The sequence below is a fragment of the Pseudomonas sp. FSL R10-2189 genome (assembly GCF_009600325.1).
In the GTDB taxonomy this organism is placed as follows: Bacteria; Pseudomonadota; Gammaproteobacteria; order Pseudomonadales; family Pseudomonadaceae; genus Aquipseudomonas; species Aquipseudomonas helleri.
This window is the reverse complement of record NZ_WIVZ01000036.1, coordinates 25977-39986: the sequence shown is the minus strand read 5'-3', so window position 1 is coordinate 39986 and position 14010 is coordinate 25977. Positions and strand designations below refer to the sequence as shown.

Sequence of the window (14010 nt, the reverse complement as noted above, 5' to 3'; positions counted from 1 at the left end):
CGCGATCTTTTTAAGGTCAAAAGATCGCGAGGCAAGCTCGCTCCTACAGATTTACTTCTTGCTGCTAATCCACGCCAAAAACTGCGGCATGGCTGCGTCTTTGTCTGCCGCGATGCGTTTAACGTGCGGGTTTTGCTCAAGGTGCTCCAGCAGCGCCTTGGCGCCTGGCAGTTCGGCCAGCAGGTCCAGGCCGAAGACTTTCTTGCCCACGCCACAGGCCAGGCTGACGCTGTACAGGAAGTAAATGTCCGCCACGCTCAGGGTGTCGCCCGCGACATACGGTGCGAATGTTGCCTGACGCGCCAGCGACGCAATGCCGTGCAGCAACTCAGCCTTGGCTTTGGTCTTGATCGCCTCAGGGACTTGCGTGCCGAAGAACGCTTCGGCATAGCACGTACGGGCTGGCAACTCGATGTACAACTCGATTTCTTTGGCGATGGCCAAGACTTGGGCACGCTCAAAGGGATCGGTCGGCAGCAGTTTGGGGCCCGGCTGGGTCTGCTCGATGTAGTCGAGGATCACGCTGGTTTCGTTGACGTAGCCCTGCTCGACGCCCAGTACCGGCACTTTGCCGCAAGGGCTGACCACCAGCGCTTCGGGGGTTTTGCCGGCAAAAAATGCGACCTCTTCAAACGGCAGGCCCTTTTCCAGCAGCGCCAGCTTGACCATGTTGTAGTAGTTACTGACGGCGAATCCATAAAGCTTGAGCATCACAAAGCCTCCAGGCCATGTTGGGGTTGGCAGCAGCTGTTATAGAGCTTCGCCGCTAAGCTGACCAGCAGCATCATTGCGCTGAATACCGCTAAACTGCCGGCCTTACCTTAAGGAGCCTGCCCATGAGCGAGCCAACTGATATCGACAACGACGAAGAAGAATTCGCAGAATCCACCCTGACCCAGGCAATTGAAAACCAGATCGAAAGCGACAACCCGCCCGCGGCCAAGGCCACCTTCAATAAGCTGACCCTGGTCGGTTACGAGCGCGAAGAGATTTTGAACTTGATGGCCCACGTACTGGCCATCGAGATCGACGCGATGCTCGACGAGGACCGCGCGTTCAACACCGAGTGGTACGAAGCAGCCCTTCGCGCACTGCCTGAGCTGCCACCCGAGAAAGCCTGAGGCAGCGCTCAGGTGCGAATGGCGGGCGCCCGCTGCCAGTCCAGCTCGCTGGCAGGCACCGGGCGACCAAACCAGTAGCCCTGGCCCAGATCGCACTTGAAGTCGAGCAGGAACTGCGCCTGCTCGATGTGTTCGATGCCTTCGGCGTGCACCTGCAAGCCCATGCTTTGGGACAGGGCAATGACCGCGCGCACAATCGCCACGTCGTCATTGTCTTCAGGCAAGCCTGCGACAAAGCCCTGATCAATTTTGAGTTTTTGCACAGGCAGTTGCTTGAGGCGCAGCAGCGATGAAAAGCCGGTGCCAAAGTCATCAATGGCCAGGCGCAACCCCAGCGCCCGCAGGCGGTGCATCTGCTCCAGCGCCCCTTGTGAATCTTCCATCACCGCGCTTTCAGTGACTTCCAGCTCCAGCAAGGCCGGGTCCAGGCCGCTGTCGGTCAACACGGTGGACACCAGCGTGTAGAGCTCCGGGCGGGCAAACAGGCGGCTGGAGATATTCACCGCCACGAACGACAAATGCACGCCGGCCGATTGCCACTGGCACATCTGCCAACAGGCTTGTTCCAGCACCCAGGCGTCAATTTCGGCTATCAGGCCGGTGCGTTCAGCGATAGGGATAAACTCCCCCGGAGGCACCAGCCCCCGCAGCGGGTGCTCCCAGCGCACCAAGGCTTCTACCCCGATCAGGCGGCTGGTTTGCAGGTCATGTACTGGCTGGTAAAACACCCGCAACTCTTGCTGCTCGAGCGCCCGGCGCAAGTCGCTGGCCACCTCGATCCGGTTAAGGGCGTGCACGGTCAGTTCTTCGGTGTACAGCGCGTAGCCTTCGCGGCCCGCACTTTTGGCCTTGAACAGCGCCGAGTCGGCATTGCGCAGCAGTTGCTCGGCGTTCAGCGCATCGCCGGGGAACACGCTGATGCCCACGCTGGCACTCACAAACAGTTGATGGCCGGTGATCTCAAACGCTGCTTTCATGGCCTCCAGCACCTGCTGCGCCAGCACCTCGGCGCGGCTCGCATTTGAGCAATTTTCGATCAGCACGGCGAACTCGTCGCCGCCCAGCCGGGCCACCGTGTAGCCTTTGCCGAACACGCGCTGTAAACGCCCGCTGACCGCCTTGAGCAACAGGTCGCCGACGTTATGCCCCAGGCTGTCGTTAATAATTTTGAAATGATCAAGGTCGATCATCAGCAGCGCGCAGCCTGTCTTGTGGCGCTGCGCAGAGGTCAAGGCTTGCTCTGTACGGTCGGTGAACAGCAAACGATTGGGCAGGTCTGTGAGCGGGTCATGGTGGACCAGCCGCGCCAGGTCTGTCTGGGATTTTTTAATCGCCGAAATGTCGGTGAACACCGCGACATAGTGGGTGAGCTGGCCTTTTTCGTCGGTGATGGCCCGTACGGTTTGCCACTGCGGGTAGATTTCGCCGTTTTTGCGCCGGTTCCAGATCTCGCCGTGCCAGTCGCCGGTTTCTTGCAAGGACTTGAAAACACCTTGGTAAAACTCAAGGTCATGGTGACCGGACTTGAACATGTTGGGCCGTTTGCCCAGCACTTCTTCGACCGTATATCCGGTGATTTCAACCAGCGCCCGATTCACATGCACAATTGCACCTGTACGGTCAGTGACCAGCACCCCTTCACGGGTGCAGTCAAACACCGCTGCCGCTTGGCGCAGACGCTCGCGATCCTCGCGTTGGCGCTTCAAACTGGCGCTGCCGCCGAGAAAACCCAACAGTTGGGAGCGGGCGACAAAGATCAGAACGGCGCTGACAAACACCCACACATATCCATTGATGAGCTGCCAGTGCGCCAACTGCGCCGAATCGTCAAAAAAACTGCTCAATAAATGATCAGTTATTTGCAGCCAGACTACCGATAACAACCCGTAAAGCAGGGCTGCACGCAAGGCATTGCGAGAAGAAACCGACATGAGAAAGTTATAACGCCTACAAAAAAATGGGAATTATAGAGTAAGAAACATCCAGCCACTCTTATCTCAAAGGGCGACTGGTTTTAAATGGCTGCATGGTGATAATGCGTGTTGCAATTTATTTCATCTTCCCGAGGGCCAAACAGCCTATGTGGTACAACGGTTTTCTTGACTTGTCAGCCTGGCAACTGGTTGCAGTCACCCTGTTGATGACCCACGTGACCATTATCGGTGTCACGGTTTATCTTCACCGCTACTCAGCTCACCGCTCACTTGAACTCAACGGTGGCCTGAAACACTTCTTCCGCTTCTGGCTATGGCTGACCACCGCGCAGAACACCCGCGAGTGGACGGCCATTCACCGCAAACACCACGCCAAATGTGAAACCGCCGATGACCCGCACAGCCCGGTCGTCAAAGGGTTATCGACCGTTTTGCGAAAAGGTGCAGAGCTGTATCGCGAAGAAGCACAGAATCCTGAAACGCTGCGTATTTACGGCAAAAACTGCCCTGAAGACTGGATCGAGCGCAATCTTTATTCACGTTACAAGCTGCTGGGCGTGGCCTTGATGCTGGTGATTGATTTGCTGCTGTTCGGCGCCATCGGCCTGACCATCTGGGCCGTGCAGATGATGTGGATCCCGGTGTGGGCTGCGGGCGTGGTCAACGGATTGGGCCATGCGGTCGGTTATCGCAACTTTGAGTGCCGCGATGCTGCGACCAATCTGGTGCCGTGGGGCATCCTCATTGGTGGCGAAGAGCTGCATAACAACCATCACACCTATCCCAACTCGGCCAAGCTGTCGGTCAAGAAGTGGGAGTTCGACCTGGGGTGGGCGTGGATCAAAGTGTTCAGCTTTTTGCGTCTGGCCAAGGTTCAGCGGGTTGCGCCTATCGCCCACCGGGTCGAAGGCAAAGGCAGCCTGGACATGGACACCGCGATGGCGATCCTCAACAACCGGTTCCAGATCATGGCGCAGTACCGCAAGCTGGTGATCGCACCGCTGGTGCAGCAAGAGCTGGCCAAGGTCGATCACTCGGTTCGCCACCAGTTCCGCCGGGCCAAGCGCCTGCTGTCGCGTGAAACCAGCCTGCTGGAAGAGCGCCATCATCAGCGTATCGAAACCCTGCTGGAGCACAGCCAATCGCTCAAAGTGATCTATGAAAAGCGTCTGGCGCTGCAACAGATCTGGATCAAGACCAGCACCAATGGTCACGACATGCTGGCGGCGATCAAGGAATGGGTCCATGAGGCGGAAGCCAGCGGGATTCATTCGCTGCGTGAATTTGCCAAACAGCTGAAAACCTACTCGCTGCGCCCTGCGGCGGTTTAAGAGCGGTTGCTGCTTTGCGGGCGGCTGCCTCGCGATCTTTTAAGATCAAAAGATCGCGAGGCAAGCTCGCTCCTACGCAAACAGGGTTAGACGGTGCTTTGCACCTTGCTCATCAGGCGCGACAGTTCTGCTCTGCCCACCCGCAGCAAACGCGCGGTCTTGCTGCTGGCCAGTGCATCCAGGCCTTCTTCTGATTCCAGCACCGCCAGCTGCCCGGCCAGGTTCATGACCAGCGCCTCACGCGAGTACACCCCGCCTCCCAAGTGATACACCGCCGCGATCAACTCGCGCAGCTCCAGCGGCAAGCGCCAGCGTGTGCGCAACGCAGAGCCATAGGCGGCCCCGAACTCGGCCAGGGACTCGTCAATCACCTGCGTGTCCAGCTCGCCCCCCGCCTGCTGCCATTCCTGCAAACAGCGCAGCACCGCCAGATCACCCAGGCGGTACAGCAAACCCGCGCAGTAGCAGCGCTGCTGATCGAGGTTGAGCATGCCTGCCAAGGTGCGACCGTACTCTGCCGCGCGCAACGACACCGCCCACTGGTGCTCGGCGTAATCGGCCAGACGCGGGTCGTTCAGTTGCGCGCTGTGCTTGAGCGTCAGCCCTTGCACCAGGTTCATGCTTTGCGCCGGGCCCAGCCGCTGCAAGGCGTGGCTCAGCGTCTGGGCGGGCCGCGCAAGGTGCTGCGCAGCGCTATTGGCCGCGGCAATCAGCACGGCGGTAATTTGCGGGTCTTTGCACACTTCATCTTCCAGCGCCGCCAGGTTGAGGCCGTCAGGGCTGAGGCTGCGCTTGACCGCTGCCCGCGCATCGATCCACAGCGGCGCGCCATCCGAGGACGCCCGACGCTGTGTCAGAAAACGTTTGAGGGTCATGCCGGGCGCCAGTGACGGCACGTCACACAGCACCTCTTGCCCCGCGCTCAGTAACAGCCCCTGCAGACGCTTGGTCAGACCGCTCAGGTCCAGCGGTTTGGTCAGATAGGCGGTGGGCGCCAGCGGCAAGGCTTCGCGCACGCTGGCGCTATCATTGCGGCTGCTGACTAAAATAAACGGCAAGGCCGGGCTGCGACGACGTTGGCGCACACTGCGCAACACATCCAGCCCGCTGACACCGGGCAGGTCCCGGTCTGAAATCACCAGGTCATAACTTTTTTGGCTCAGCAGCAAGAGTGCCTGCTGCCCTTCACCACACACATCCAACTGCGCGTCACACCGAACACTCAGCACCACTTGCTTGAGCAGATCCCGGGACCATGGATCTGCCTCGGCAATCAATACACTCGGTACAACGGATAAATCTACAACGGCCATTCAATCTGCTCCCAGCGCAATGCCTGCACCTTAGACAATGGCAACGCATGGATACAGAAAAATCACATGTCTGAATCGCTTAAACCAAAAAAAACCGCCGAAGCGGTTTTTTTTGTCTATCGAGTCACATCTCCACGGCGGGCTTACGCCAGCTCAGCGAAGCACTCTTCGATAATGGCCAGGCCTTTGTCCAGCAGCTCGTCTGGAGCGGTCAATGGCACCAGAACACGCAGGACGTTGCCGTACGGGCCGCACGACAGCAGGATCAGACCTTTCTCACGCGCTTTAGCAACGACTTGAGCCACGGCTGCTGCGTTTGGCTTGTGTGCGTCGCCGCCTTCGAACAGCTCGACCGCGATCATGGCGCCCAATGCACGAACGTCACCGATCACCGGGTACTTGGCCTGGATAGCCTTGAGGCCAGACACCAGACGCTCGCCCACTGCCTTGGAGCGGTCCAGCAGGTGTTCTTCTTCGAACACGTCCAGCACAGCCAATGCCGCTGCACACGCCACCGGGCTACCGGCGTAGGTGCCGCCCAGGCCGCCTGGAGCGATAGCGTCCATCAGCTCGGCCTTGCCGCACACGCCCGCCAGCGGGAAGCCGCCAGCGATGGATTTAGCGAAGGTGGTCAGGTCAGCTGCCACGCCCATTTGTTCCATGGCGAAGAAGGTGCCGGTACGACCCGCGCCTGTTTGTACTTCGTCAGCGATCAGCAGGATGCCGTGCTTGTCACACAGTTCACGCAGGCGAGCCATGAACGCTTTCGGCGCCACGTAGAAACCACCTTCGCCCTGAACTGGCTCGATGATGATGGCGGCGATGTCTTTAGGCTCGGCATCGTTTTTGAAGATGCGTTCGATGCTGGCGATGGAGTCGTCAACGCTGATGCCATGCAGCTCGCATGGGTACAGAGCGCGGAAGATACCGCCTGGCATCAGGCCCATGCCGGCCGAGTAAGGCACGACTTTACCGGTCAGGCCCAGGGTCATCATGGTACGGCCGTGGTAAGCGCCGGTGAACGCGATCACGCCAGCACGGCCAGTAGCTGCACGGGCAACCTTGATGGCGTTTTCAACGGCTTCCGAACCGGTGGTCACCAGCAGGGTCTTCTTGTCGAAGTTGCCTGGGACCTTGGCGTTGATTTTTTCGCACAGCTCTACGTACGGCTCGTAAGCCAGTACCTGGAAGCAGGTGTGGGTCAGCTTGGTCAGTTGCTCTTGCACGGCGGCAATGATTTTCGGGTGCAGGTGACCGGTGTTCAGTACCGCGATGCCGCCCGCGAAGTCGATGAATTCACGACCTTCAACGTCGGTTACGGTCGCGTTTTTTGCCGACTCGGCAAAAATCGGGTGGATCTGGCCAACGCCGCGAGGGACAGCGGCTTCACGGCGTTTCATCAAAGATGCGTTGGTCTTGTTGCTCATGGTGTTCCTCATTCGCCGTTTATCTAACGGCGTGGTTCAAGGCTGACGCGCCTGGGTAACACCGATGCCAGCATGCGATGATCGACTGGCATGGCGCTCCCGGCCACAAAAATTAACAGTTTGAAACACAGAGGGAGCATCGCTCTCGTGCCCCTTCTGCTGAACCACCCGCCGAGTTAAATACTCAGGCAGAGATATTTGATTTCCAGGTAGTCTTCGATGCCGTACTTGGAGCCTTCGCGGCCCAGGCCCGACGCCTTGATGCCGCCAAAAGGCGCGACTTCGTTGGAAATGAGACCGGTGTTAACGCCGACCATGCCGTATTCCAGTGCTTCTGCAACACGGAAAACGCGGCTCATGTCACGCGCATAGAAGTACGACGCCAGACCGAACTCGGTGTCGTTGGCCATCTCGATCACTTCGGCTTCGTCTTTGAAACGGAACAGCGGTGCCAGCGGGCCGAAGGTTTCTTCTTTGGCCACGGCAGCGTTTTTCGGCACGTTGACCAGAATGGTCGGCTCGAAGAAGCTGCCTTCCAGGCTGTTGCCACCTGCCAGCACGGTAGCGCCTTTGCTCAGTGCATCAGCGATGTGTTCTTTGACTTTGGCCACAGCCTTGTCATCGATCAGCGGGCCGGTGGTGGTGCCTTCTTCCAGACCGTTACCGATTTTGAGCTTGGCCACAGCCGCTTTGAGTTTTTCTGCGAACGCGTCGTACACGCCGTCCTGAATGTACAGGCGGTTGGCGCACACGCAGGTCTGGCCGTTGTTGCGGTACTTGGAGATGATCGCGCCTTCGACGGCCTTATCCAGGTCAGCGTCGTCAAACACGATGAACGGCGCGTTGCCGCCCAGTTCCAGAGAAACTTTTTTGATGTCCTTGGCGCATTCGGCCATCAGTTGACGACCGATTTCGGTCGAACCGGTGAAGGACAGCTTGCGCACGATCGGGTTGCTGGTCAGCTCGCCGCCGATGTCGCCAGCGCTGCCTGTCACAACGCTCAACACGCCTTTTGGAATACCGGCACGGTGCGCCAGCTCAACCAGTGCCAACGCGGAGAACGGGGTTTGCGAAGCCGGCTTGATCACCATGGTGCAACCTGCGGCCAGTGCCGGGCCTGCTTTACGGGTGATCATGGCAGCCGGGAAGTTCCACGGCGTAATGGCAGCGGTCACACCGATCGGTTGTTTGATCACGATCAGGCGTTTGTCAGGCTGGTGGCCTGGAATCACGTCGCCATAGACGCGCTTGGCTTCTTCAGCGAACCACTCGATGAACGAAGCGGCGTAAGCGATTTCGCCCTTGGCTTCAGCCAGTGGCTTGCCTTGCTCCAGGGTCATGAGACGGCCCAGGTCGTCCTGGTTTTCAATCAACAGCTCAAACCAGCGACGTAGTTTGCCTGCACGCTCTTTGGCGGTCAGTGCACGCCAGGCTGGCAACGCCTTGTCTGCGGCTTCAATCGCACGACGGGTTTCAGCCGCGCCCATTTTTGGCACGGAACCGATGATTTCGCCCGTGGCCGGGTTGTTAACCTTGATCGTCTGACCACCGTCCGCATCGACCCAAGCGCCATCGATATAGGCTTGTTGGCGGAACAGTTGTGCGTCTTTGAGCTGCATGTTGGCTTTCCTTAACAGCACCGCGCAGAGGCGGGGCGAATTATTGATAGAAGAAAGGCGCCATAGAAGGCTGCCGTCAGGAAGTCATTCACTGCCAAAGTACTTGGATAGCGCACAAAGAATAAGCCGTGCGATTCAGCACTCAGACAAGAGCGTTTGAAATCTCAAACGAATCCTAGGGTCAACAGGGGTAAAGGACAATAGGCTGTTCGAAAAAAAGAACAAACGGCCTGATTTCACCCTTTTCTCACCTAGTCCTCATTAATACCCCATAACGCACAAAGAAACACCCGACGAATCAGCGGCATGGACGGGCGACACGCAGATGAGTATCATGGCGCCCGCGTTGCACCAGTAGCTCAGCTGGATAGAGTACTGCCCTCCGAAGGCAGGGGTCGTGGGTTCGAATCCCGCCTGGTGCGCCATCTTTTCTTTGTATTGAGCCTTTCTACGGCTCAGCCGACTCAACCCCCGAATCGGCCGCTTCCAACATACCCCCTTCCTTGTCAGCCGGAGCCGGTAGCTCCAGTACGTTTGTGCGCGTCAGGTACGGTACTTTGCCGGAAGGCACCAGGGTGGCGGCGGCTTCCAGGTGGATGTCTTGATCGTCGAAGAAGATGTGCGGGTTGAAGGCGGTGAGTACTTTGGCTTTGCCGACGCCGCCGAGGAAGAAGGCTTCGTCGACGTAGACGCCCCAGGCGCGCAGGGTGTTGATGACGCGCATTTCTGAGGGTGAGTTGCGCGCGGTCACGATGGCGATTCGGATGGGGGAGTCTTTGCTGCCGGTGGGCAGGCGTTCTTGCAAGCTGGCCAGTTTTATTAACAGGCTGGCGTAGGGGCCTTCTTCCATGGGGGTGTGTTGCAGCGCATCTTCTTGCGCCTGGAAGGCGACCAAACCTTTGGTTTTATAGACCAGTTCGCTGGCGTCGGAGAACAGGACGGCGTCGCCGTCGAAGGCGATGCGCACTTGGCCTTCGGGGATTTGCGGAGCGTTGGCCGGGGGTGCGGTGAGGATCGCTGCGGCGCATTGTCTGGAGTCGATGACCTTTTGCGCATCTTCGACGTTGGTGGTCAAAAACAGGTCCACATCGAAGGCGTCGATGTAATCGGCCACTGACTCGCCGCCGGTGAAGGCCGAACGGGTGATTGCCAGTTGGTCGTGACGAATGGTTTTGAGCACGCGGATGCCGGTGTCCGGGCTATTGCGGGACATGACCACCACTTCGACCAGCGGCGCTTGGTCGTCGCTTTTGCGATGCCGGTTCAGGTCCAGCAGGGCTTTGACCAGGTAGTACCCCGTGCCGGGCTTCAGCAGTTCGTTTTCACGCTCTTGCATGTAGCGGCGGTAGTTGGGGATCGCGCTCTCAGGGTCGGTTTCGAGGCCGTCCTTGAACATTTGGTCAGATTCGCTCATGTCGAACAGCGCGGTAGCGGAAATACCGACGACCAAGGTGTTGCTCAAATCAAATGCCATGGGGACTTCCTTAATGCCGCTGCGCGCTTGCTGAGGCTGCGAGGATAGTCGATTTAGTGCTGTTCATCTGTAGGCGTGAGCCTCGCGATCTTTGGAAAGATCAAAAGATCGCGAGCAAGCTCGCTCCTACAGATCGGTGGGGGGTGGGTTAGAGGTCGTGCAGGCACAGGTCGTCGATGACGGCTTTGCCCATGTCGCACAGGTAGTGCGAGGCCCAGGCATGGCGTTCGCCGTCGTGTTCCAAGGCAGCATCAAGGGCCAGCTTTTTGGCGCAGAACAGTAAGGCCGAGACTTGTTCTAGCGCTTGGCGCAACGGGATATCCGGGTTTACACGAAACAACTGATGATCGTCTGCGCCGCAAGGGCCGAAGGTCACGACACCCAGGGTTTTGATCGGGGAAGAGGTGGTCATTGATCTTGCTCCTAAAGTAATTAAGAGCTGTCATTTTTGTTTCCAGGCAAAAGGTGACAGCCATACGCGGGCTGGAAAACCGGGACAATAGGAACCCGGCAGGCCTGAAGACCTCCCGCGCATAGCCGCCATAACGCATACAAACGCCAGCAATCGAAGTTAGATGGGCGTTAAGGCGATTATTGTTACCCGGGTTTCCAGGCCCGACCACTGTTTATTTCAGTGACGGTGCACAGTACCCCTGCCCTCAACGTCAAGAAGCCATCCATTGCTGCACTTCACGTAGGAGGGTGCGCTTTTCTGTGCCCGCCTTACAAACTGCGCGCTGTAAAAATCCTTCAGGCCTAAGTCTGCCTGCCTACAGACAATGCCGATCAAGCTGATTTCGGCTGCATTTTGATGCCGATACCGTGCGGCGCTCTCCTACTGGAAGGCGCCCTATGAGCAGCAAGCAAGGTGTGACGCAAACACTAAGGCGTGTGGGTGGCGATGGCGGCCAAGGGGCTTCGTATTTTGATGACATGACTCCGGCCGAACTCAAAGAACGTGATGCCGGGATCAAGGCCTACGAGGCCATTCAGGCCCGGCAAAATGCCTACATGGCGCGCCGCCAAGCTGAAGCGGCCGCTCAGCAAAGCCATCAGAAACCTGAGCGGCGGGGCTGTGTGTTCGCCAAGTGCAGCAAGCTGCCCGATGCCGTTATCAACTACAGCGACCCGGCGGGTTTCGTGCCGGTTGTTAGCCTGAGTGACTACGGCAATTTTGCGATTTTGGGTGGGACCCAGACCGACAGTTCCGGGTTGGTGCCACTGGCCTTAATCAGTGGCGCGGTACCGGCGGGTATCGGTGGTCTGGCCTTGAGCGGCACCGCCACTGGAACGACCGCCACTGGAGGCGTTGCCGCCGTTGGTGGAACGATGATTGCCAGCACGTTGTTGGGCGTGCTCGCCTTTTTATGGCCGTCTTCACTGGCTGACAGCGCCCTGTACACCGAAGACCAACTGCGCTCACTCAAGCAAGCCCGCACCCGTATGCGCTTGCAGGTTGAGCAACAGGCAGATGGATCGCTCAAGGGCTATGGCTTTTACACCGGCTCAACACCCGAATGGGAAATGATCGACGTCATCCAGTTCACCCCGCGCGGCTCGCAGCAGGTGGCGGACTTTGGTGATGGTGTGGAGTTGATCTGGACGCCCGCGACAAACCCTCAGGACACACTCGGGATTCCACCGCTAAAAGGTGCGCCGCACACTCCGCAGATATGGATCTACCCGCCGACAAAAGCCGCTGACGCGCTGATCGTTAATCCGATTTATCCACCGAACTACAAAGACTTCATTTTGGTGTTCCCGGCTGACTCGGGTGTGGCGCCGCTTTATGTTGTGCTGAATGTGCCTCGAAAGGGCGTAAAGGAGTATGGGCATGATTATCATGCTCCCCCCAAAACGAATGAAATCCTTGCATTCCCAGGGCTTATAAGAGCCAAGAAAAAAACGCCAGTACAAGGGGGTGGTGGTTATCGTTCACGCTGGATAGATAAAAAAGGTAGGTTTATTTATGAGTGGGACTCGCTGCATGGTGAGTTGGAACTTTATCGAGCAAGCGATGGAAGCCATCTGGGCTCATATCACCCTATGACCGGAGACCAAATTGATCCTCCGAAAAATGGCCGTAACATTAAAAAATATCTGTGAGGTTACACGTGGGTCTTAGAGTAGAGCTGGAATGGTTTGATAAAACAACAGAATACTGGGTCGCAGAGGAGTCCTCCATAGACCTCGGGGAGGACAGCACCGTGATGGAAAAGCTTGAAATTCCTGTTGCACACAATATTAATAACGGCGGGTTTGACGTTAAATATAAATGGCTTGAAACTTTACAGCCTTTGTTTAAGCATCGCATAGATTTAAATATCTACGACTACCAAGTTTCATTTAACTATAGAGATTGATATCAAAAAAATCGGCATATGGGTGAAGACCTTTACGAAGCAGACGAATGCTATTTATCTTTAGCCCCCTACAAAAAGTATTGAGCCATGTACCATTCTGTTTTTATTGTCGACAAGCTCACTGAGGAGGTGCTCAGTAAAGTTTTAATTCCAGCCATGTATGCCGCGCAGGTTAAAGCGTTAATGGGATGGACCTCTGATGAAGATGCAGTCTATGACTACGCCCTTCTTCCCTCTCAACTACAAGCCATCGAGCAGTTGTTAGAGAGAACATTAGAAACACCGAACTGTATTTATTATCTATCTGGCTCAGAAATAAGGGATGAAGTCAATGAAGTTTTTTGTTGAGGTCTTCGATAAAACGACTGAATTACTGGTTTTGAATTTGTTATCCCTGCGATACATGACGAACAGGTGAAAGTCATTATGGAGTGGACAACTCAACAGCAAGGTTGGGAAGGCTACGACCTCAGAGCAGACCAATTAGTAGCGCTAGATAAGCTCGCGAACGAAAACTTCGATACATCGGCTTATGATTTTCAGCTCACTGTCAATGCGTAAACTCCAGCGATATCACCCGATTGCTCCGATATAAAAGTGGCTTCGTCCAAAAACGGCCGAACCACTCAAAAACAAATAGGAGCAAAACAATGCACTTACAACTAACAGGTTTTCTACCAGCGCCGAATACGGATGACTCATTGAAATTTGAGCGTGTTCTGCAGGGTGATCTTGTGGTCGAGTCTCTTAAGATTATGGATTGGAAATCACTGGACGAGGCTGGCGGGTGGGAGACTGAGATTACGCCTGATCAAGCACGACTGTTCGCGAAGCTGTTGGACGAGCCCACGATAGTAGATTTGGCACTGTTTATAGGGTGTGTTGCTTAACGTAGGCATCGACGTTATGAAATTTATTATTGAGCCTTTCGACAGCGTTGATGACTTTCTGGGGCGTAATAGCTCTGCAGCTCAATCGTGCTTTCAGGGTTTACGATCGCTGCGCAATCGGACGTAGCCTCGCAGGCTCGGCAACTGTTACGAGATCGTCGCGCATGAGTGCCATCGAATAGATGACAGCAGAGGTAAATAAACGAAACCCACCAAGAAAGTAGAACCATGAACCATTCTGTTTTGATTTTCGATAAGACCACAGAAGAGCTAATAAACGAAGTGGCTATCCCTGGCGCGCATGCTGAACAGCTCAAAGCGCTCATGGGATGGGCTTCGGATGAAGAGGCAATCTATGAGTACGCCCTCACCCCAGCGCAAGTGCGGGCTATCCAAACATGGGTAGAGAGCACACTGGAAACCCCGAACGGTCTCTATCAGTTGTCTTGCTCAGCGTAAAAACTGTAGGAGCGAGCTTGTCTCGCGATCTTTTCAAGGTCAAAAGATCGCGAGGCAAGCTCGCTCCTACCGTGGGTGG

General features: G+C 56.6%; 14 protein-coding genes and 1 tRNA gene. 8 read left to right on the top strand and 7 right to left on the bottom strand.

All coding sequences use genetic code 11. The features are described from left to right. Nucleotides 1-51 precede the first annotated feature (51 nt). Nucleotides 52-711, bottom strand: a complete 660-nt coding sequence (locus GHO32_RS21335; RefSeq protein WP_153335240.1) for a glutathione S-transferase family protein — start codon at nucleotides 709-711, stop codon at nucleotides 52-54. Nucleotides 712-836: 125 nt separating this feature from the next. On the opposite strand from GHO32_RS21335, the gene GHO32_RS21330 reads away from it, so the two are divergent. Continuing rightward, nucleotides 837-1121, top strand: coding sequence for a hypothetical protein (locus GHO32_RS21330; RefSeq protein WP_153335241.1), 285 nt, complete (start codon nucleotides 837-839; stop codon nucleotides 1119-1121). Nucleotides 1122-1129: 8 nt separating this feature from the next. Here the strand turns inward: GHO32_RS21330 and dibA are convergent, their stop codons facing one another. After that, on the bottom strand, nucleotides 1130-3052 hold the full coding sequence (gene dibA, locus GHO32_RS21325) for a phosphodiesterase DibA (RefSeq protein WP_153335242.1): 1923 nt from the start codon (nucleotides 3050-3052) through the stop codon (nucleotides 1130-1132). 149 nt (nucleotides 3053-3201) lie between these two features. Here dibA and desA point away from each other — a divergent pair, with 149 nt between their 5' ends. Next, on the top strand, nucleotides 3202-4386 hold the full coding sequence (desA, locus tag GHO32_RS21320; RefSeq protein WP_048390508.1) for a delta-9 fatty acid desaturase DesA: 1185 nt from the start codon (nucleotides 3202-3204) through the stop codon (nucleotides 4384-4386). Nucleotides 4387-4472: 86 nt separating this feature from the next. Here the strand turns inward: desA and GHO32_RS21315 are convergent, their stop codons facing one another. From GHO32_RS21315 to gabD, 3 genes are all read right to left on the bottom strand, one after another. Continuing rightward, on the bottom strand, nucleotides 4473-5699 hold the full coding sequence (locus tag GHO32_RS21315; protein WP_153335243.1) for an HDOD domain-containing protein: 1227 nt from the start codon (nucleotides 5697-5699) through the stop codon (nucleotides 4473-4475). A 143-nt stretch (nucleotides 5700-5842) separates the two neighbouring features. After that, nucleotides 5843-7126, bottom strand: a complete 1284-nt coding sequence (gabT, locus tag GHO32_RS21310) for a 4-aminobutyrate--2-oxoglutarate transaminase (RefSeq protein ID WP_153335244.1) — start codon at nucleotides 7124-7126, stop codon at nucleotides 5843-5845. 176 nt (nucleotides 7127-7302) lie between these two features. Continuing rightward, entirely contained in the window at nucleotides 7303-8745 is a 1443-nt protein-coding gene (gene gabD / locus GHO32_RS21305) for an NADP-dependent succinate-semialdehyde dehydrogenase (RefSeq protein WP_153335245.1), read from the bottom strand. Nucleotides 8746-9093: 348 nt separating this feature from the next. Here gabD and GHO32_RS21300 point away from each other — a divergent pair. Beyond that, nucleotides 9094-9170: transfer RNA gene (locus GHO32_RS21300), tRNA-Arg, on the top strand. Between the two features lie 23 nt (nucleotides 9171-9193). Here GHO32_RS21300 and GHO32_RS21295 read toward each other — a convergent pair. After that, the gene (locus tag GHO32_RS21295) at nucleotides 9194-10219 is read right to left on the bottom strand and encodes a 5'-nucleotidase (protein WP_153335246.1); all 1026 of its coding nucleotides are present in this window, start codon (nucleotides 10217-10219) and stop codon (nucleotides 9194-9196) included. 148 nt (nucleotides 10220-10367) lie between these two features. Beyond that, on the bottom strand, nucleotides 10368-10631 hold the full coding sequence (locus GHO32_RS21290; RefSeq protein WP_048390979.1) for a DUF3077 domain-containing protein: 264 nt from the start codon (nucleotides 10629-10631) through the stop codon (nucleotides 10368-10370). Nucleotides 10632-11071: 440 nt separating this feature from the next. On the opposite strand from GHO32_RS21290, the gene GHO32_RS21285 reads away from it, so the two are divergent. From GHO32_RS21285 to GHO32_RS21270, 5 genes are all read left to right on the top strand, one after another. Next, on the top strand, nucleotides 11072-12325 hold the full coding sequence (locus GHO32_RS21285) for a colicin E3/pyocin S6 family cytotoxin (RefSeq protein ID WP_153335247.1): 1254 nt from the start codon (nucleotides 11072-11074) through the stop codon (nucleotides 12323-12325). Further along, nucleotides 12322-12582, top strand: a complete 261-nt coding sequence (locus GHO32_RS21280) for a colicin E3-like toxin immunity protein (RefSeq protein ID WP_372239834.1) — start codon at nucleotides 12322-12324, stop codon at nucleotides 12580-12582. The genes GHO32_RS21285 and GHO32_RS21280 overlap by 4 nt, the downstream gene beginning before the upstream one ends. A gap of 87 nt (nucleotides 12583-12669) precedes the next feature. Beyond that, a complete protein-coding gene (locus GHO32_RS21275; protein ID WP_153335248.1) occupies nucleotides 12670-12930 on the top strand; it encodes a hypothetical protein in 261 nt (86 codons plus the stop codon). 302 nt (nucleotides 12931-13232) lie between these two features. Beyond that, entirely contained in the window at nucleotides 13233-13472 is a 240-nt protein-coding gene (locus GHO32_RS27265; RefSeq protein ID WP_368668461.1) for a pyocin S6 family toxin immunity protein, read from the top strand. Nucleotides 13473-13700: 228 nt separating this feature from the next. Beyond that, the gene (locus tag GHO32_RS21270; RefSeq protein ID WP_153335249.1) at nucleotides 13701-13931 is read left to right on the top strand and encodes a hypothetical protein; all 231 of its coding nucleotides are present in this window, start codon (nucleotides 13701-13703) and stop codon (nucleotides 13929-13931) included. Nucleotides 13932-14010: the final 79 nt, after the last annotated feature.